At 72.5% G+C, this 17549-nt stretch carries 17 protein-coding genes and 1 pseudogene; 10 read left to right on the top strand and 8 right to left on the bottom strand.

The window, feature by feature from the left end; all coding sequences use genetic code 11:
• Positions 1–4 precede the first annotated feature (4 nt).
• Complete coding sequence (locus tag Prubr_RS09975) at positions 5–499, bottom strand: NUDIX domain-containing protein (protein ID WP_246568523.1); 495 nt, start codon at positions 497–499, stop codon at positions 5–7.
• An 87-nt stretch (positions 500–586) separates the two neighbouring features.
• Here Prubr_RS09975 and Prubr_RS09970 point away from each other — a divergent pair, with 87 nt between their 5' ends.
• Positions 587–1165, top strand: coding sequence for a hypothetical protein (locus Prubr_RS09970; protein ID WP_246568521.1), 579 nt, complete (start codon positions 587–589; stop codon positions 1163–1165).
• Between the two features lie 60 nt (positions 1166–1225).
• A complete protein-coding gene (locus tag Prubr_RS09965) occupies positions 1226–1618 on the top strand; it encodes a PPOX class F420-dependent oxidoreductase (RefSeq protein WP_212824205.1) in 393 nt (130 codons plus the stop codon).
• A gap of 25 nt (positions 1619–1643) precedes the next feature.
• Here the strand turns inward: Prubr_RS09965 and ku are convergent.
• Positions 1644–2569, bottom strand: a pseudogene (gene ku, locus Prubr_RS09960) (non-homologous end joining protein Ku).
• Between the two features lie 183 nt (positions 2570–2752).
• On the opposite strand from ku, the gene ligD (Prubr_RS09955) reads away from it, so the two are divergent.
• The 3 genes from ligD (Prubr_RS09955) (at position 2753) to Prubr_RS09945 (ending at position 5845) form a co-directional block, all read left to right on the top strand.
• A complete protein-coding gene (gene ligD / locus Prubr_RS09955; protein ID WP_212824203.1) occupies positions 2753–3694 on the top strand; it encodes a non-homologous end-joining DNA ligase in 942 nt (313 codons plus the stop codon).
• Positions 3681–4595, top strand: a complete 915-nt coding sequence (gene ligD, locus Prubr_RS09950) for a non-homologous end-joining DNA ligase (protein ID WP_212824201.1) — start codon at positions 3681–3683, stop codon at positions 4593–4595. Before ligD (Prubr_RS09955) ends, ligD (Prubr_RS09950) begins: the two co-directional genes overlap by 14 nt.
• Positions 4596–5119: 524 nt before the next feature.
• The gene (locus Prubr_RS09945) at positions 5120–5845 is read left to right on the top strand and encodes a helix-turn-helix domain-containing protein (RefSeq protein ID WP_212824199.1); all 726 of its coding nucleotides are present in this window, start codon (positions 5120–5122) and stop codon (positions 5843–5845) included.
• A 124-nt stretch (positions 5846–5969) separates the two neighbouring features.
• Here Prubr_RS09945 and Prubr_RS09940 read toward each other — a convergent pair whose 3' ends face one another.
• On the bottom strand, positions 5970–7649 hold the full coding sequence (locus Prubr_RS09940) for a DNA repair helicase XPB (RefSeq protein ID WP_212824197.1): 1680 nt from the start codon (positions 7647–7649) through the stop codon (positions 5970–5972).
• Between the two features lie 207 nt (positions 7650–7856).
• Here Prubr_RS09940 and Prubr_RS09935 point away from each other — a divergent pair, with 207 nt between their 5' ends.
• Entirely contained in the window at positions 7857–8108 is a 252-nt protein-coding gene (locus Prubr_RS09935) for a hypothetical protein (protein ID WP_212824195.1), read from the top strand.
• Between the two features lie 21 nt (positions 8109–8129).
• Here the strand turns inward: Prubr_RS09935 and Prubr_RS09930 are convergent, their stop codons facing one another.
• Positions 8130–10544: a helicase-associated domain-containing protein gene (locus tag Prubr_RS09930; protein WP_212824193.1), complete on the bottom strand. Its 2415-nt coding sequence runs from the start codon at positions 10542–10544 to the stop codon at positions 8130–8132.
• Between the two features lie 106 nt (positions 10545–10650).
• Here Prubr_RS09930 and Prubr_RS09925 point away from each other — a divergent pair, with 106 nt between their 5' ends.
• Positions 10651–10854: a hypothetical protein gene (locus tag Prubr_RS09925; RefSeq protein ID WP_212824191.1), complete on the top strand. Its 204-nt coding sequence runs from the start codon at positions 10651–10653 to the stop codon at positions 10852–10854.
• A 176-nt stretch (positions 10855–11030) separates the two neighbouring features.
• Positions 11031–11417, top strand: a complete 387-nt coding sequence (locus Prubr_RS09920; protein ID WP_212827815.1) for a cold-shock protein — start codon at positions 11031–11033, stop codon at positions 11415–11417.
• Here Prubr_RS09920 and Prubr_RS09915 read toward each other — a convergent pair.
• From Prubr_RS09915 to Prubr_RS09905, 3 genes are read right to left on the bottom strand one after another with little or no spacing between them, the layout of a single operon-like run.
• Positions 11378–12208: a 1,4-dihydroxy-6-naphtoate synthase gene (locus Prubr_RS09915; protein ID WP_212824189.1), complete on the bottom strand. Its 831-nt coding sequence runs from the start codon at positions 12206–12208 to the stop codon at positions 11378–11380. The genes Prubr_RS09920 and Prubr_RS09915 overlap by 40 nt on opposite strands.
• A 45-nt stretch (positions 12209–12253) precedes the next feature.
• Positions 12254–12892 carry a futalosine hydrolase gene (locus Prubr_RS09910; protein ID WP_425517999.1) on the bottom strand — a complete coding sequence of 213 codons (639 nt, stop codon included), beginning with the start codon at positions 12890–12892 and terminating at the stop codon, positions 12254–12256.
• Entirely contained in the window at positions 12889–14673 is a 1785-nt protein-coding gene (locus tag Prubr_RS09905; RefSeq protein ID WP_425517998.1) for an MFS transporter, read from the bottom strand. Before Prubr_RS09905 ends, Prubr_RS09910 begins: the two co-directional genes overlap by 4 nt.
• Positions 14674–14749: 76 nt before the next feature.
• On the opposite strand from Prubr_RS09905, the gene Prubr_RS09900 reads away from it, so the two are divergent.
• Positions 14750–15604 (top strand): DUF3027 domain-containing protein, encoded by an 855-nt coding sequence (locus tag Prubr_RS09900; RefSeq protein ID WP_212824187.1) that lies wholly within the window; start codon positions 14750–14752, stop codon positions 15602–15604.
• A gap of 28 nt (positions 15605–15632) precedes the next feature.
• On the opposite strand, the gene Prubr_RS09895 is transcribed toward Prubr_RS09900, so the two are convergent.
• On the bottom strand, positions 15633–15839 hold the full coding sequence (locus Prubr_RS09895; protein ID WP_212827811.1) for a DUF2530 domain-containing protein: 207 nt from the start codon (positions 15837–15839) through the stop codon (positions 15633–15635).
• Positions 15840–16019: 180 nt separating this feature from the next.
• On the opposite strand from Prubr_RS09895, the gene Prubr_RS09890 reads away from it, so the two are divergent.
• Positions 16020–17486 (top strand): NCS2 family permease, encoded by a 1467-nt coding sequence (locus tag Prubr_RS09890; protein ID WP_212824185.1) that lies wholly within the window; start codon positions 16020–16022, stop codon positions 17484–17486.
• The last annotated feature ends 63 nt before the right edge of the window (positions 17487–17549 follow it).

Here is a 17549-nt window from a genome sequence, read left to right as displayed (position 1 = left end):
TCGCTCACTTCATCAACAGTTGGCCCGTCTCCTCGAAGGTGGCCAGGTCGGCGAGGACCTCGGCCACCACCGGGGAGAGCGGCGCGGGCACGGCGTCGGCGGCGAAGAAGCCGGCGTCGGTGCTCTCCGTCGTCACCCGGGTCAGCTCGCCCGCCCAGCGGTCGACCCGGAAGGCGACCACGAAGAGCTGGTAGGTGTGGCCGTACATGTTGGTGTGGGTGTAGTCCGGCCCGGTGTAGAACGCGAACGGCGTCACCGCGGTCGCGGTCAGGCCGGTCTCCTCCCACACCTCGCGAATCGCGCAGTCCGAGATCGACTCGCCCAGCTCCATCGCCCCGGCCGGCAACGCCCAGATCCCGTTGTCCGAGCGCTCGATCAGCAGCACCCGGCCGCCGTCGTCGCGGACCACCGCCCGCGACCCGACGAACATCAGGGTGCGGTCGCCGGCGAGCGCGCGAAGCTGGCCGAGATAGGACTCCGCCCAGGGAAGGTACGCCATCAGATCACCCTAGAGGTGGGCGATGACCGGCCAGCGGCCCGCCGGACTGGGCAGTGGGCGGGGTGCGCGATCGGTAACGTGCGGGGCATGGGTGAAACCATGGTCGGCTTCGGTTACAAGCAGGCGTGGCTCGCGGTCCGTGACGGCGACCCGGCGGCGGTGATCACCGTACTCGGACTGCGTGATCTGGGCACCGTGCCCTGGCGGGACGGGATCGACCTGGCCTACCTGACCGACGACCGGTTGGTGCTCACCCCGCCGCTACCGGGTGCCCGTGGCTCGCACTGGCTGCTGGCGACCGGGCGGTGGCTGCTCGGCCCGCGCTCCGCTGTGGACGTCATCGAACTGTCGGCGATCCTGCAGACCGAGGTGCAGTTCTTCGCCACCTACCGGGTGTCCGAGGTGCACCGCTGGGAGCGTGCGGTCGACGGCGTGTCGGTCCGGGCGTTCGGCTACATCGGCGAAACCGGTGAGGTCACCGAGTGGCGTGGCGACCCCGACGACGCCGAACGGGCGGTCGGCCTGCCGCCGGAGGTCGACACCGACACCGACATCCTCGTCGCCGAGGACGACGTCATGCGGCTGGCCCGGTCCTGGAGCGTGGACCCGACATCGCTGGACGGACAGCCGGCGGCGGGCCCGCTGCGCGCCACCGCCTGCCCCTGACCCATCGGATGATCCGCCATCCGCCGTCGTTCCCCCGCCGGCGGCGGTAGATTCGAGCGCATGTCGATTCTGACCGAGGCCGATGTCGCCCTGCTCAACGAGCCGCACCTTGCCCACGTCGCCACCATCGAGGACGACGGCTCGCCGCACGTCACGCCGGTGTGGGTGGACACCGACGGCGAGCGGATCATCTTCAACACGGCCAAGGGCCGGGTCAAGTACAACAACATCGCGCGTGACCCGCGGGTCGCGGTGTCGGTGGTGGACAAGGCCAACGACTACCGGACGCTGTGGGTGAAGGGCACCGCCGAATTCGTCGACGAGGGCGCCGACGAGCACATCGACAAGATGGCGCAGAAATACCTGGGCCAGCCGACCTATCCGATGCGCCAACCTGGTGAGCAGCGGGTGATCGTACGGATCACGGTCACCGAGCGGCTCGGCCGGGGCTGAGTTCCGCCGAGGGCGACGACGGCGGTCAGGCGGTCTTGCGGGTCGGGGTCCGGGCGGACCCCGCCTTCTTGGCCGCCGTCTTCTTCGCGGCCTTGCGGGGGCCGCCTTCTTCGCTGCCGCCTTCTTGGCGGGGGCCTTCTTCGCGGCGGCCGGCGCCTCCTCGGCGGGTTCGCCCCGGGCGACCCGGGCCCGCTCGACCGAGGCCCGCAGCGCCGCCATCAGGTCGACGGCCGCCGCCGGCGCCTCCTCCACCTCTTCCGGCTGCACGACCTCGCGGCCTTCCACCTTGGCGTCGATGACCTCCTGCAACGCGGCCCGGTAGTCGTCGGTGAACGCGTCGGGTTCGAAGTCGCCGGCCATCGAGTCGATCAGCGAACTGGCCATCGCCAGCTCGGGCGGGCGTACCTGGATGTCGTCGTCGAGAAAGCCGAACGACGGCTTACGGATCTCGTCGGGCCACAGCATCGTGTTGAGCAGCAGGACCCCTTCGCGCACCCGCAGCGTGGCAAGCTGCTCGCGCTGCCGCAGCGCCACCTTGACGATCGCCACCCGCTCGGAGTCGGTCAACGCGTCGCGCAGCAGCACGTACGGCTTGGTGGCCGCGCCCTCCGGCTCCAGGAAGTAGGCCTTGTTGTAGAGGATCGGGTCGACCTGTTCGGCGGGCACGAACTCCAGGACGTCGATGGCGTGCGAGGTGGTCAGCGGCAGGTCGGCGAAGTCCTCGTCGGTGAGGATCACCATCTCGCCACCGCCGATGTCGTAGCCCTTGGCGATGTCGTCGTACGTGACCTCCTCGCCACAGACCGAGCAGGTGCGCTTGTAGCGGATCCGGCCGCCGTCCGCCCGGTGCACCTGGTGAAAGCGGATGTCCTTCTCCTCGGTGGCCGAGTAGAGCTTGACCGCGATCGAGACAAGGCCGAACGAGACGGCACCCTTCCAGATAGCCCGCATGTCGCTCCTTACCCGGCCCGCCCGGGGGAGATACCCCGCCTGACCTGTGGAAACCCGCCGTACCGGTGCCGGAGCAGCCCGGTATAGACCAGGATCGCACCGGGGCGCGTCGAGCGGGAGGGTTTCCAGCCGACGCCGGCAATGTCTGGCCTGATCAGGCCCGATCCGCCCTACCATGGTGACGTGCCGGCCACGCCGCGTAAGCCGATGCTCGCCACGACCGGTGACCTGCCCACCGGCGGCGGCTGGGGCTACGAGTTCAAGTGGGACGGCGTCCGGGCGCTGGCCGACGTCGCCGCCGGCAGCGGCCGGTTCTTCGCCCGGTCCGGGGTCGAGATCACCGTCGCCTACCCCGAGTTCACCGCCCTGACCAGGCTGTTCGACGACATCCAGCTCGACGGCGAGATCGTCGTGCTCGACGACCGGGGCGTGCCGTCGTTCACCGCGCTGGCCGAACGGATGCACGTACGCGATCCGGACCGGGCGGCCCGGCTGGCGGCGACGGTGCCGGCGATGTACATGATCTTCGACCTGCTCCGGCTGCGCGGCGAGGACCTGGCCGGCCGGACCTACCGGGAGCGGCGGGCGGCGCTGGACGGGCTGGAGCTTTCGGGGCCACGCTGGGCGGTACCTCCGACGTTCACCGACGGCCCCGCGACCTACGCCGCCGCCCGGGAACACGGTCTGGAGGGGGTGGTCGCGAAACGGCTGGACTCCGCCTACCGTCCGGGGGTGCGTACCCCCGACTGGGTCAAGGCGAAGGTCGAGGTGACCGCCGACTTCGTCGTCGGCGGCTGGCGGCCCGGCGCCCGTCGGCTCGGCGGACTGCTGGTCGGCGTACCCGGTCCGGACGGGCGGCTCACCTACCGGGGGCGGGTCGGCGGCGGCATCGGGGCGGCCGCCGAACGGGACCTGCTCGCCGTGCTCGAAACGTGCCGTGCAGATGTCTCGCCGTTCGCCCCGGGCGTGTCGCGCGAGGATGCCCGGGGCGCCCACTGGGTACGTCCCGAGGTCGTGGTGGAGGTGAAGTACGGCCAGCGCACCCCGGACGGCCGGCTGCGCTTCCCCCGCTTCCTGCGCCGCCGCCCAGACCTGCGACCGGAGGACGTCGATGCCGAGTGGTGAGCGGATCAGGGTCGAGGTCGGCGGCCGTGAACTCGACCTGTCCAACCTCGACAAGGTGCTCTTTCCGGCGAGCGGGTTCACCAAGGGCGAGGTGATCGACTACTACACCCGGGTCGCCCCGGTCCTGCTGCCGCACCTGCGCGACCGGGCCCTGACCCGTATCCGCTATCCCAACGGCGTCGACCGGCAGTTCTTCTTCGAGAAGAACGCCCCGGCGAGCACACCCGACTGGGTACGCACGCAGCGGCTGCCGGTACCCGGTTCGACGAAGAACCGGGAGAAGATCGACTACGTGGTCGCCGATGACCTGCCGACCCTGGTCTGGCTCGCCAATCTTGCCGCGCTCGAACTGCACACCCCGCAGTGGCGGATCGGCGCCCACCCGGACCTGATGGTGGTCGACCTCGACCCCGGCGCCCCCGCCGGCCTGCGCGAGTGCTGCGGGGTGGCGCTGCTGCTGCGCGAACGCCTCGCCGCCGACGGCCTCACCAGCCAGCCCAAGACCTCCGGCAAGAAGGGCATGCAGCTGTGCTGCCCGATCTCGGCAGGGCAGTCCGCAGAGGTGGTGAGCGACTACGCCCGGCGGATCGCCGAGGAACTCGAACGGGCGGCACCGAAGTCGATCACTTCGAGGATGGCCCGCAACCTGCGGCCCGGCAAGGTTTTCATCGACTGGAGTCAGAACAACGCGGCCAAGACCACCGTGGCGCCGTACTCGCTGCGCGCCGAACCGCAGCCCTTCGTCTCCACCCCGCTGACCTGGGCCGAGGTGGAGGCGGCGGCCGACGGCGACGTCCGCGCCGTCCGCCCGTTCACCGCCGCCGAGGTCCTGGACCGGGTCGACCGGTACGGCGACCTGATGGCCGACCTCGTCACCCCCGGCCCCGCCCTCCCCACCTGACGCCACCGACCGGCGGAGGGTCGACGCAGCGGCCGCTGGCGGCGGCCCCGGCCCGGGCGCACGTGGTCGCCTGAGTTTGCGGAGCCGGAGCCCAGCCCTCCGCGGTTGCGCCTTTTCGGCCGGGCGGACATAGCTGTCCGAGCCGCGGACCCACCCGGCGGCAGCCTGCCCGGGCGGCTGTCCGGCCGGGTCCAACACCGCTGTCCGAGGCCACAGCGAATTCACTGTTTTAACAGTGAATTCGCTGTGGCCCGCAACAGCAGTACCTGCCCCGGCCCGGTCCGTGCGTTCCGTCCCGTTCCGTCCCCTTCCGTCCCGTCCCGTCCCGGCCTACCCGGTCCGTGCAGCCCAGGCACCCCTGGCGCCGTCGATCCTCGACCCGGTCGAGCCCGGCGCCGCACCACAGGCCTGCACCCAGCCCTTTCGAGCCCTCGAATCCCCAGCGGCTGGAGTTATCCACAGCGTTTTCCACAGGGTGGACAGGCAGGGTGGCGCGCGGCTGCGGACCGCGCCACGATCAGGCGGTGAGTGACGACGGAGCCGTCGCCGCGGCGCCGGCCGGGCGACTCAATCTTCGGCTGGGGCAACTGCTTCGCCTCGAACGGGAGCGGGCGCGGCTTTCACAGCGGGCGCTGGCGGCCCGTGCCGGCACCTCCCAGCAGTGCGTCTCCCGTTTCGAGACCGGCTTCTACGCCCCGACGACGGCCGTCGTCGAACGGCTCTTCGAGGCGCTCGGTTGCCAGGTGCGGGCCGATGTCGAAGCGCTCGACGCCGATCTCGACGAGAGCATCGCGGCAGCTTGCCGGGAACGGGACGACGACATCCGGTTCATGCTGGGCAACCTCAGGAATCTGCTGCGCTGGTCCGGCGGCCTCGACTACGTCATCGACGGCGAACTGGCCGCCGCGTTGCAGGGCGTGCCGGTCCGGGTGACCCGCGCCGACGTGGCGGTCGCCACGGCCGACCTGCCCCGGCTGACCGACTGGATCTTCGCGTTGCCGAACTGCGAGCGGTGGAACGAGCGGTGGCGGGACTTCGTCGGCGCCGACCGGGACCCGAATCGGCCCGGCCCGCTGCGCTGGTGGACACCCCTGGCCGAACTGCGGGTACGGCTGCTGGAAACCTGGCCAACGCCGGTGCCGGTGGTCGCCGGGGCGGAGGAGGTGCCGGTCCGGCCGCTGCTCGACGTCCTCCGCGACGACCCGCAACTCGACCGCGTTGCGCGCCGCGCCAGAGTGCTCGGCGCCTGACCCCCGCCCTCAGCGTCGGCCGCCCGCCACGAACGGCCGCCCGCCACGAACGGCCGCCCGCCAGCAGCGGCCGCCGCCGGGGTAACGGCCGCCGCCGGCAACGGCCACCCCGGCGATCAACGGATCAGTCGGTCGACGGCAGCGGCGGGCCGAGCACGTCGTCGGCGTCGACGATCGTGTACGCGTACCCCTGCTCGGCCAGGAACCGCTGCCGGTGTGCGGCGTACTCGGTGTCGATCGTGTCCCGGGAGACCACCGTGTAGAAGTGTGCCTGCCGGCCGTCGGACTTCGGTCGCAGCACCCGCCCGAGTCGCTGCGCCTCCTCCTGCCGGGATCCGAACGTGCCGGAGACCTGGATCGCCACCGCCGCCTCCGGCAGGTCGATCGAGAAGTTGCCCACCTTGGAGATCACCAGGGTCGACACCTCGCCGGAGCGGAACGCGTCGAAGAGCCGTTCCCGCTCCTTGTTGGTCGTCGAACCCTGCACGATCGGCGCGTCGAGGAACTCGCCGAGTTGGTGCAACTGCTCGATGTAGGCGCCGATGACCAGCACCTGCTCGCCGTGGTGCCGCTCGACCAGGCGGCGGACCACGGGCAGCTTCGTACGCGCCGTCGCCGCCACCCGGTAGCGCTCCTCCGGTTCGGCGACGGCGTACCCCATCCGTTCGGCGTCGGTCAGCGTGACCCGTACCTCGGTGCACTCGGCCGGGGCGATCCAGCCCTGCGCCTCGATGTCCTTCCACGGCGCGTCGTAGCGCTTCGGGCCGATCAACGAGAACACGTCGCCCTCGCGGCCGTCCTCGCGTACCAGGGTCGCGGTCAGGCCGAGCCGGCGGCGGGCCTGGAGGTCGGCGGTGAACCGGAAGATCGGCGCCGGCAGCAGGTGCACCTCGTCGTAGATGACCAGGCCCCAGTCGCGGGCGTTGAAGAGGTCCAGGTGGGTGAAGGCGCCGCCGCGCCGCGAGGTCAGCACCTGGTACGTCGCGATGGTGACCGGCCGGATCTCCTTGCGTTCCCCGGAGTACTCGCCGATCTCGTCCTCGGTCAACGAGGTCCGGGCGACCAGTTCCCGCTTCCACTGCCGGCCGGCGACGGTGTTGGTGACCAGGATCAGCGTGGTCGCCTTCGCCTCGGCCATCGCCGCCGCGCCGACCAGTGTCTTGCCGGCCCCACAGGGCAGTACGACCACGCCGGAGCCGCCGGCCCAGAAGGTGTCGACCGCCTCCCGCTGGTACGACCGCAGCGTCCAGGCCGGCCGGCCGTCCTTGCCGGCCTCGGCGAGGTCGATCGGATGCGCCTCGCCGTCCACGTAACCGGCCAGGTCCTCGGCGGGCCAGCCGAGTTTGAGCAGCGCCTGCTTGAGCCGCCCACGTTCGGACGGGTGCACGATCAGGGTGTCGTCGTCGACCTTGGCGCCGATCATGCCGGCGAGCTTCTTGCTCTTCGCCACCTCGATCAACACCATCCGGTCCAGGGCGCGTAGCACCAGACCGTGCGTGGGGTGGTTGGCCAGTTGCAGCCGGCCGTACCGGTCCATGGTCTCGGCGACGTCGACCAGCAGCGCGTGCGGCACCGGATAGCGGGAGAACTTGATCAGGGCGTCGACCACGCCTTCGGCGTCGTGCCCGGCGGCGCGGGCGTTCCAGAGCCCGAGCGGCGTCAGCCGGTAGGTGTGCACGTGCTCGGGCGAGCGCTCCAGTTCGGCGAACGGCGCGATCGCGATCCGGCAGGCCTGTGCGTCGGGGTGGTCGACCTCCAGCAGGAGCGTCTTGTCGGACTGGACGATCAGCGGGCCGCCGTTCACGCCGGTTTTCCCCCTCGACCTCGCGGAAAGGACCCTCCAGTGTTGCACGGGCGGGACGGTCCGACGCCGGTCCGCCGTGCCCGGGGCACCTCCGTCCGACCTGCCCTGACAGGGCGATCCCGGGGCGGACTCCGGGGCGAAAACCCTGTCAGAAGCGCTGTACGGCTGCCAGTCTGGATGGAACCGGCGGAAGACGGGGGAGGGCGCATGTCAGTGGACGGTGAGCCGGCCCGGAGAACCGAACCGGGATATGCCGCGGCCGACGACCCGGCGCCGGTGTCGCGGGGCACGGTCGTCGCGTACGGCTGCGCCGCCGCGCTGCTATTCGGCTGGTTCCTCTTCGGCTGGCTGGTCCAGCAGCAGGGTTTCGTCGACTCGGTCGGCGAGGCGCTGGGCACCGCGTCCGTCCTGCTCCTGCTGGTGTCGATCGTCGGAATGGCGCGCCGGGACCGACACTGAGCGCCGGGCGGCCGGATCCGGTCAGTCCTCGACGACCGCCGCGGTGATCCGGTGCAGGGCGAACGTGTGCAACGTCTCGGTCCGGTCGTCCTCCGCGCGCAGGTATCCGCCCCCGATCGACACCGGCCGCAGCAGCCGCGATGTCGTGCCGCCGTGTGCGTCGACGTACCCGACCCAGACCTGGGCCCGGTCCCGGACCGCCTGCTGAAGCACTGCCAGCGCCTGGGTGTGCGCCTGCACCGTGGTGAGTCGCTCACCGTTGCGCCCGCCCGCGGTCCGCATCGTCGCGGGCGCCCGGCGGGCTGCCCGCGCGGCCGCGTCGCCGCGCCGGATCTGCTCGACGATGCCCAGCACCCGTGGCTGCGTCAGCGCCGGCGCCGCCAGCGGGTCGGTGGCCCGGTCGGCGGAACGCAGCGGTGCCCGGCGGGCCTTCGGCCGGGACAGCACCGTGGCGCCGCTGGCGTCCTCCGGCACCGGTGCGTATCCGGCCTCGCGCAGCGTGGCGAGCAGCCGGCCGGGCTGGTGCGTGGTCACCAGTACGGTCGGCGCCAGCCGGCGCAGTGCCAGCACCGACAGCCGCCGGTCGGCGAGCGCCTGGGTCAGTAGGGCCTCGTCGTCGCTGCGCAGGTAGGAGCCGGCCGGTCCGGTCCGCAGCCCGCCGTGTCTGCGGGCGGTGTCGTCGACGAGGTAGCGCAGCGCCTGCGGCACCGGGGTACGCGACCGGCGGCTGAACAGCGCGTGCAGGTCGTCGGCGGCGTACCCGGCGTCGAGGGCGCGGCGCACGCTCGCCTGGGTGACCCGGTAGACGCTGGCGCCGCCCGCGGACTCGGGGTCGGCGACGATGTCGAGTTCGGCGGCGAGCGCCGGTTCCGGCGGCCCCGGCACGACCACGGTCAGGTCGGCCTGCACCAGCAGGTGGTCGACCGGCGCGGGAAGCAGCCCGTCCAGCGCCGCCGCCACCGGCGGCAGGTCGGCCGGGCCGCCGACGGTCGCCCGCACGCCCAGGGGGTCGTTCTCGAGGCCGGGGGCGCGGTCCGGCGCCGTATCGGCGAGCAGCACCCGGCCGTAGCTGGTGAGGGCGCCGAGTCCGGTCACCCCGAGCCGGGCGGCCTCGTCCAGCGCGTCACGGTAGGCCGACTCGCGTCCGCGGCCGCGGCGGGGCGCCTCCCAGGCGAGCAGTTCCAGCACCTCGTCGGCGGTCGGCGCGGCACCGGGGCCGACGTCGGCGAGCACACCGAGCGCGGCCCGCCGGGCGGCCGGCGCGGAGCCGCGGCCGACCTCGGTGGACAGTACGGTGATCGGCCGGTCCCGTTCGTCGCGCTGACCGACCAGGCCGGCCTGGCGGGGCATCCCGAGCCAGGCCCGGGCCAGCTGTTCCCAACGGGCCGACAGCGGCAGGACCCGCCACACGTCGTAGCCGGTGGTCGGCAGGATCTGCGTGTCGCCGCCGGCCCGGCCACCGGCTCCGGGAGTGTCGGCGGAACCGAGCAGACCGGCCGCGTAGCCGACCTCGATCAGCAGCGCGGTCGGCGCCTCGTCGAGTCCGGCGGCCTTCGCCAGCCGGCGCAGCTCGCGTACGCCCACCCCACCGGAACGCAGTACCGGTGCCGGTTCGGTGGCCAGCGCCTCGGCCAGCGCCTCGACATGCCGGATGATCTCCATGGCCTGACCGGCACCGGCCGAGTCGACGGCCTTGGGCTCCCGGCCGGCGGGGACCGGGGCCGGTGGCCGCGGTTGGAGCGGCCCGAGCGCCCCGGTGTCGCGGCGCAGCAGGAGACCGACCTCCCGGGGCAGTTCGACGGCGTCGGCGTCGACCGAGAACGCCCCGTCGGTGATCGTCACGAGCAGCTTGTTGTCGAGCAGCCAGCCGACGGCGGCCCCGGTGGCGGGTGAACCGACCGGCGGGCCGGCGGCGAGCCGGTCGAGGACCGCCCGGGCCGGCTGCGGGGCGGCCAGCACCGTGCGGCGCAGCCGCGCCGGGTCCGCGACCAGGGCCGCCGTCCGCGAGTCCAGGTCGGCGGCCGGCCGCCCCAACCCCGCCGGGTACGGCGAACAGACCTCGTCGACGGCGTCGACCAGGCGCAGGGCGGTTTCCGGGCCGTAGACGATGAACCGGGCCCGCAGCCGGTCGAGGGCGGCCCGGGCGGTCGCCGCGTCGACGCCCTGCGCCGGTACGCCGGCGAGGGCCAGTACGGCGTCGACCGAGGTGGTGCCGTCGCTGCCGTCGCGGGTCAGCCGTACGGCGTCGAGGACCTGGAGCGTGAACCGGTCGAGTCCGTCGAGCGCCCGGGCCACCGAGACCCGCGACTGGGCGCGTACGGCCAGTGCGCCGATGTCGGTCGGCACCGGTACGACGAGGTCGGGGCGCAGGCGCAGCAGGGCGCCGAGCGCTTCGTCGGGCAGCGCCCGGAGTTGGTCGGCGAGGGTCGTGGTCATCGTCTTTCCACGCTATCCGGCCGGGCGTGCATGATGGGCCTCGGTCGCCCGCCCGGGTGGCGTGCGACGATGATCAGGTAATGGTCGGCGGGGAGGGAGTTTCGGCATGGCGCGGGACGGCGGACGGCGGGTGGCGCGGCAGGACGCGGCGGACGGCGCGCGGGACAGCAGGGTCAAGCCGGTGAAGCAGGGACACCTGGCGGTCACCGAAATCACCTTCTCCCGGCCGGGCGGTCCGTCCCCGTTCGGCGACGAGGTGCAGTTCCCGCTGCCGGTGGAGGACCTGAACTACACCCACGTCAGCCGCTGAATCCGACGGGGGAGTGATTGTCGTCACGTCCCCTGCCCGATCGGGTGGGCATCTTTCCCGGTGCGGGCGACGGCCGACGGGACGTCGGTCGGCCCGAGCGGATTCTCGTGCGCACCGAACGGGTTCCTCCGGATAGCCTTGTCGGGTCCGTGAATTCGACGAAGCAGGGGTCATCGGTGCCGACGGGGCGAGTTAAGTGGTTCGACGCGACCAAGGGCTACGGGTTCGTCACCAGTGACGAGGGTGGCGACGTCTTCCTGCCCAAGAGCGCGTTGCCCGCGGGCGTGACGGAGCTCAAGGGCGGCCAGCGGATCGAGTTCGGCCTGATGGACAGCCGCCGGGGCGCGCAGGCGCACGGCGTGAAGCTGCTCGACGCGCCACCGTCCATGGCGGAGCTGCGTCGCCGGCCGGCCGAGGAGCTGCACGGACTCGTCGAAGACATGATCAAGGTGCTCGAGGCCAAGGTACAGCCCGACCTGCGGCGCGGCCGGTTCCCCGACCGCAAGACCGCGCAGAACGTCGCTCAGCTGGTCCACGCGGTGGCCCGCGAGCTGGAGATCTGAGGCGTCAGACCGGCGTCGGCGGCCCGGCGCAGCAGCGCGTCGACCGCCGCGTGGCCGTCCCGGCCCAGGTCGGCGGTGAAGTCGTTGACATACAGCGCGATGTGCCGGTCGGCGACGTCCGGCTCCATCTCCTGGGCGTGCGCCATCACGTAGTCGCGGCTCGCGGTCGGGTCGGCCCATGCCTGCCGTACCGACTCGCGGATCCAGCCCGTGGCGGCGACCGGGTCGACGACGCCGCGGCGGGCCAGGATCGCGCCGAGCGGAATCGGCAGCCCGGTGTCGTTCTCCCACCACTCACCGAGGTCGACCAGGGCGGTCAGGCCGTAGCGGGGGTAGGTGAAGCGGGCCTCGTGGATGACCAGGCCGGCGTCGTACCGGCCGGCCGCCACCCCCGGCATGATCTCGTGGAAGGGCACGACCTCGATCCGGGCCGGCGGGCGGTCCGCCGACCAGAGCCGGAAGAGCAGGTACGCCGTGGTCCGGTCGCCGGGTACGGCGACCGTCGCGCCGGTCAGGTCGGCGGTGCCGGTGCGGGTGAGCAGCAGCGGACCGCAGCCCCGGCCGAGCGCCCCGCCGCAGGGCAGCAGCTCGTAGTCGTCGAGCAGCCAGGGCAGCGCGGCGTAGCTGACCTTCACGATGTCGTACGCGCCCCGTTCGGCGGCGGTGTTGGTCACGTCGACGTCGGCGTACGTGACGTCGACCGCCGGCGCGCCGGGCACCAGGCCGTGGACGAGTGCGTGGAAGACGAACGTGTCGTTGGGGCACGGCGAGATGGCCAGCGAGATCGTCACGTCCCCACCGTATCCAGCGCCGGTCCGGACCGACGCGGGCGGCCGTCAGGCGAGCGTGGCGGCGGCCGCGGTCAGGGCGTCGAACGCCTCCCGCATCCGCCACGCCGCCCGGTCGCGTGGCCCGATCGGGTTGGAGACCGTACGCAGCTCGGCGAACGGGACACCGGCACCGGCGGCGGCACACGCGACGCCGTACCCTTCCATGGCCTCGGCCACGGCGTCGGGGTGCCGGACGGCCAGGGCTTTCGCCGACTCGGCGCTGCCGGTGACCGTCCCGACGGTGAGTACCGCGCCGACGGCGGCGGCGGGCAGCGCCCGGCGCAGCGTCGCCAGCAGCGGCGGGTGGACCGGCGCGACGGTCTCGCCGAAACCCAGTTCGTCGAGCGGGATGAACCCGTCGGGTGATTCGGCGCCCAGGTCGGCGGCGATGCTGCGGTCGGCCAGTACGGTGCCGCCGACCTCGACCCGGTCGGTGAACCCGCCGGCGATCCCGGCGCAGACCACCGCGGCGTACGGCTGTCCGGCGCCCTCGGCGAGCGCCAGCAGCCGGGCGGTGCCCGCGGCGGCGGCCGCCGGCCCGACCCCGACCGGGGTCACCGTCACGGTGGGTTCGCGCAGTCCGGCGCGTACGGCGGCGGCCTCGGCCTCGACGGCGGTGACCACCAGCAACCGGCCGGCGATCATGCCGGCCCCCGCGATTCGCGGCTCGTCTCGTCGTCGCCGGAGCCGGGCCGGGGGACGGCCGTCGAGGGGCGGTAGATGTGGTAGCCGGGTGGTGCCGTGGCCTCCGGCCGCTCGACGGGGGTGGCCGGCCGGTCGCCGCCGGACTGGGTCGGCGTCCGGAGGGGCTTGTCGAGCCGGGGCGGCGTCGGGTCGTCGGCCGCGGTCTTCGCCGGTTCCCTGGCGCCGGCCTTCTTGCGGATGAACATCCTCCTGATCCCGCTGGCTCCCCGTTCGGGGGCGGGGCGGTCCGGCGCGGGGCGGTCCGGGTCCTTCCGGGCCCTGGGGTCGCTGCGGTCCGGATCACCGGCGGCACGGTCCGCGTCCGGCGGCGCGGCCGGGTCCGGGGCGGCGCTCTGTTCTTCGCCGTCGGCGACCGGCCGCCCGTGCAGCCGCTCGGCGCGTAGTTGGCCGGCGACGACGACAGCGCGGGCGGCGGCGAGTACGCCGACCCCGGCGACGACGCCGATGCCCACCCGGCCGTCGAACGGGATCAGCCCGACCGCCCCGCCGGCCACGAAGGCGAGCATGAGCACGGTTTCGGAGTGCGCGAAGGCGCTGGCCCGCATCCGTTCCCGGACCCGTTCCTGGATGGAGGCGTCGACCGCGAGCTTGGCGATACCGCTCATCACGGCACTGACCAGGCACAGGAGGGCCACCATCAGCAGCGAGAACTTGATGGTGGCCAGGACCGCGACGCCGGCGACGATGACGAGTCCGCTGGACTGCAGGGCGAGCGGGTGGTGGATGCGCAGCCGGGTGCCGATCGCGGTGGCCAGGAAGGTGCCGGTCGCGAGCGCGGCGCCGACCAGGCCGAGGGCGACCTCGTCGCCGAGGTCGCGGCCGAACACGACGGTGGTCAGGTCGCCGGCCTTGATCGCGAAGGCCAGGAAGAGCAGGAGGAAGCCGTAGAGGGCGCGCAGGCTGGCGCTGCCGATCAGGGCGGCGAGGACCAGCCGGCCGGACAGCACCCGCTCGCCCTTGCCCCGCCGGAAGCCGAGGATCTGCCAGGCCCGGGGCACCGTCTCCGGCGGATCGGAGTCGGCGCGGGGCGGCAGCCGCAGCGCGATCACCATCCCGACCAGGAAGATCACCGAAGCGACCCGCAGTGGCCACTGTGGACCGAACCAGAACGCGGCCAGGCCGAGCGGGGCCACGACGGCGCCGGCGATCGTGCCGTAGACGCTGGCCCGGGCGCCGGCCTGGGAGAGGCCGAGTTTCTCCGGCAGCAGCCTGGGCACGGCGGCGGACCGGGCCACGCCGTACGCGCGGGACAGGGCGAGCACGCCGAACGCGGCCGGATACAGCCCGAACCCGTGGATGTAGTCGGAGATCATCCAGGCGAGGAACGCCCGGCCGAGCATGGTCGCCGCCAGCGCGTAACGCCGGCCGTGCCGGAAGTGGTCGAGCAGTGGGCCGACCACCGGGGCCAGCAGCGCGAACGGGACCATGGTGACCAGCAGGTAGAGGGCGACCTTGCTGCGGGCCTCGCCGAGCGGCGCGTTGAAGAAGATCGTGCCGGCCAGCCCGATCGCGATCAGCGTGTCGCCGGCGCAGGACACGGCGTGCAGGTCGAAGAGGCGGACCATTCCGGGCTCGCCGCCGGCCCCCTTCTCGCGTACCCGGCCGACGCGGCGGGTCACCCAGCGCCCGCCGCTGACCGATCCTCTGGCGAGCACGCGGGTGCCGCGGAACGCGGAACCGATGGTGCGCCCGAGCGACGGGAAGAGCGGCATGCCTCCCATCCTCGCCCATCCGGTCGCTCTTCGTCCCATCCGGCAGCAGATCGGATCGGGGAGTGGCTGTCGACGATCGGCCGGCATGAGGAACAATGTCCGCGTGACCAGGACGACCACTCGCGCCGCCCGTCTCGACCAGGTCTGCGCCGCCGCCGTCGACGTGGCCCGTGCAGCCATCACCGAGGTCGAGCCGGAAGGAGTGGGCGCTCACCTCGACGCGGTTGCTGAGGGTGACCGATTGGTCACCCATCTTTTCGAGTGTCTGCTCGCCGGTTACCGGGGCTGGCGCTGGGCGGTCACCGTCACCCGGGTCGCCCGCAGCAAGCACGTGACGGTCTGCGAGACCGTGCTGCTGCCCGGGGCGGACGCGTTGCTCGCACCCGGCTGGCTGCCCTGGCACGAGCGGCTCCAGCCCGGCGACCTGGGCGTCGGTGACCTGCTGCCGACCGCCCCGGACGACGAGCGGCTCGCCCCGGGCTACCTGGAGTCGGACGATCCGGCGGTCGAGGAGGTGTCCTGGGAACTGGGTCTCGGCCGGCCGCGGGTGCTGTCCCGCGAGGGCCGCGCCGACGCCGGTCAGCGCTGGTACGAGGGGGAACACGGTCCGGAGGCGCCGATCTCGGTCGCCGCGCCGCGCACCGCCCGTTGCGGATCCTGCGGCTTCTACCTGCCGCTGGCCGGTGCGATGCGGCTGCTCTTCGGCGCCTGCGCCAACGTCTACGCCCCCGACGACGGCCGGGTGGTCAGCGCCGACCACGGCTGTGGTGCCCATTCGGAGACGCTGACCGACGTGCCGCCGACCCCGGTCGACGAGTTGCCGACCGTCTACGACGACAGCGAGGTCGAGGCGGTGCCGGTGCACGTCACGACGGGACCGGTCACCGCCACCGGCCCGGTCGCCGAGGGGGAGCCGGCGGAGCCGTACGGCCACAGTTGACCGGCGGCTCGTTCGGCCGGCCGTTTCGTCAGCCGGCCGCCGCCCGGCGGCGCCGCCGGTTGGCGTCGTGTTTCATCATCACGGCCAGGCCGGGAAAGCCCATCAGGAAGCCGGCGAGGCAGACCCAGAGCCAGTCGGTGTGTCCCTGCTCGGCCAGCCAGCCGCGGAAGAAGACCAACAGGATCAGGCCGGCGACCGCCCACGCCACGATGCCGGCCACCGCGAAGGGCACCATCGGCGGGTCGAGCGGCTCGGGCTTGGGGCGGTCGGGCACGAAGGTCAGCCTACTGTGCCGGATCCCGGTGTCCGGACGGTCGCGTAAATATCGAGGATCGTAACCGGGGCGAATTTCCCAGGAAACGTCTGATCTGCGATTATGCGCGCGGCATGATGTGACCAGTGCGGTGAGGAACAGATGGAAAAGCGCCCGGCGGGTGCCGAGACAACCGTGGCCCGCAACGGCTTCGACCGCTTCTTCGAGATCTCCGCCCGTGGCTCGACGCTGAGCCGGGAGGTCCGTGGCGGTCTGGCGACCTTCTTCACGATGGGGTACATCGTCGTACTCAACCCGTTGATCCTCGGCAACGCGGTCGACGGCGACGGGCGGCGGCTGGCGATGGCCGCGATCGCGGCGGCCACGGCCCTGGTTGCCGGGGTGATGACGATCCTGATGGGCGTCGTCGCCCGGTTCCCGCTGGCGCTGGCCGCCGGGCTCGGCGTCAACGCGCTGGTCGCGTACGAGATCGCGCCGCAGATGACCTGGGCCGACGCGATGGGGCTCGTGGTCATCGAAGGGGTACTCATCGGCATCCTGGTGCTGACCGGTCTGCGTACGGCGGTGTTCCGGTCGGTCCCGGTCCAGCTCAAGACCGCCATCGGGGTCGGCATCGGGCTGTTCCTGACCATCATCGGCCTGGTCGACGCCGGGTTCGTCCGGCGGATCCCCGACGTCGCCAACACCACCGTCCCGGTGGGCCTGGGCATCAACGGCAGGCTGGTGAGCTGGCCCGCACTGGTGTTCGTTCTTGGCCTGCTGCTGACCCTGGTGCTGGTCGTCCGCCGGGTCAAGGGCGCGATTCTGATCGGCATCCTCGCCACGACCCTGCTGGCGATCGTCGTCGAGGCCGTGGCGAAGGTGGGCCCGTCGGTCGTCGACGGCGTGCCGAACCCGAAGGGCTGGTCGCTGAACGTGCCGGCGGTCCCGGAGACCGTGGTCGACGTCCCGGACCTGTCGCTGCTGGGCAACTTCAACGTCCTCGGTTCGTGGGAGCGGGCCGGCTGGCTGGTCGCCCTGATGTTCGTCTTCACGCTTCTGATCACGGACTTCTTCGACACGATGGGGACCATGGTCGCGGTGGGGCAGGAGGGCAAACTGCTCGACGACAAGGGCATGCCGCCGCGTACCCGGGAGATCCTGCTCGTCGACTCGGTCGCCGCGGCGGCCGGTGGCGCGGCGAGCGTGTCGAGCAACACGTCGTACATCGAGAGCGCGGCCGGGGTCGCGGAGGGGGCCCGGACCGGGGTCGCCAACCTGGTCACCGGCGCGCTGTTCCTGCTGGCGATGTTCCTCGCGCCGCTGGTGGTGATCGTGCCGTTCGAGGCGGCGTCGACCGCGCTGATCGTGGTCGGCTTCCTGATGATGACCATGATCCGCACGATCGACTGGTCCGACTACGAGATCGCGATCCCGGCGTTCCTGACCATCGTGCTGATGCCGTTCACCTACTCGATCTCCAACGGCATCGGGGCCGGTGTGATCACGTACGTCCTGCTGAAGGTCGTACGCGGTAAGGCCCGTGAGGTGCATCCGCTGCTGTACGGGGTGGCCGTGCTGTTCGTCGTGTACTTCATGCGTGGCCCGGTCGAGGCGTTGATCTACTAGCGGTTTCCGGCGTACCGCGCCCGGTGGCACCGGATCGGGCGCGGTACGGTGACGGCGGTCATA

Origin of the sequence: Polymorphospora rubra (assembly GCF_018324255.1) — a bacterium.
Lineage (GTDB): Bacteria > Actinomycetota > Actinomycetes > Mycobacteriales > Micromonosporaceae > Polymorphospora > Polymorphospora rubra.
Note: the sequence above shows the minus strand (reverse complement) of the source record. Positions and strands in the feature narration are given on the sequence as shown.

What these genes read in the sequence shown, in the direction of transcription:
- Prubr_RS09970 (WP_246568521.1), top strand. Translation starts at nt 587, where the DNA reads ATGGGTGAAACCATGGTCGGCTTCGGTTACAAGCAGGCGTGGCTCGCG.
- ligD (WP_212824201.1), top strand. Translation starts at nt 3,681, where the DNA reads ATGCCGAGTGGTGAGCGGATCAGGGTCGAGGTCGGCGGCCGTGAACTC.
- Prubr_RS09935 (WP_212824195.1), top strand. Translation starts at nt 7,857, where the DNA reads ATGTCAGTGGACGGTGAGCCGGCCCGGAGAACCGAACCGGGATATGCC.
- Prubr_RS09890 (WP_212824185.1), top strand. Translation starts at nt 16,020, where the DNA reads ATGGAAAAGCGCCCGGCGGGTGCCGAGACAACCGTGGCCCGCAACGGC.
- Prubr_RS09975 (WP_246568523.1), bottom strand. Translation starts at nt 499, where the DNA reads ATGGCGTACCTTCCCTGGGCGGAGTCCTATCTCGGCCAGCTTCGCGCG.
- Prubr_RS09900 (WP_212824187.1), top strand. Translation starts at nt 14,750, where the DNA reads ATGAGGAACAATGTCCGCGTGACCAGGACGACCACTCGCGCCGCCCGT.
- Prubr_RS09925 (WP_212824191.1), top strand. Translation starts at nt 10,651, where the DNA reads ATGGCGCGGGACGGCGGACGGCGGGTGGCGCGGCAGGACGCGGCGGAC.
- Prubr_RS09905 (WP_425517998.1), bottom strand. Translation starts at nt 14,673, where the DNA reads ATGGGAGGCATGCCGCTCTTCCCGTCGCTCGGGCGCACCATCGGTTCC.
- Prubr_RS09910 (WP_425517999.1), bottom strand. Translation starts at nt 12,892, where the DNA reads ATGATCGCCGGCCGGTTGCTGGTGGTCACCGCCGTCGAGGCCGAGGCC.
- Prubr_RS09930 (WP_212824193.1), bottom strand. Translation starts at nt 10,544, where the DNA reads ATGACCACGACCCTCGCCGACCAACTCCGGGCGCTGCCCGACGAAGCG.
- Prubr_RS09965 (WP_212824205.1), top strand. Translation starts at nt 1,226, where the DNA reads ATGTCGATTCTGACCGAGGCCGATGTCGCCCTGCTCAACGAGCCGCAC.
- Prubr_RS09895 (WP_212827811.1), bottom strand. Translation starts at nt 15,839, where the DNA reads ATGGTGCCCTTCGCGGTGGCCGGCATCGTGGCGTGGGCGGTCGCCGGC.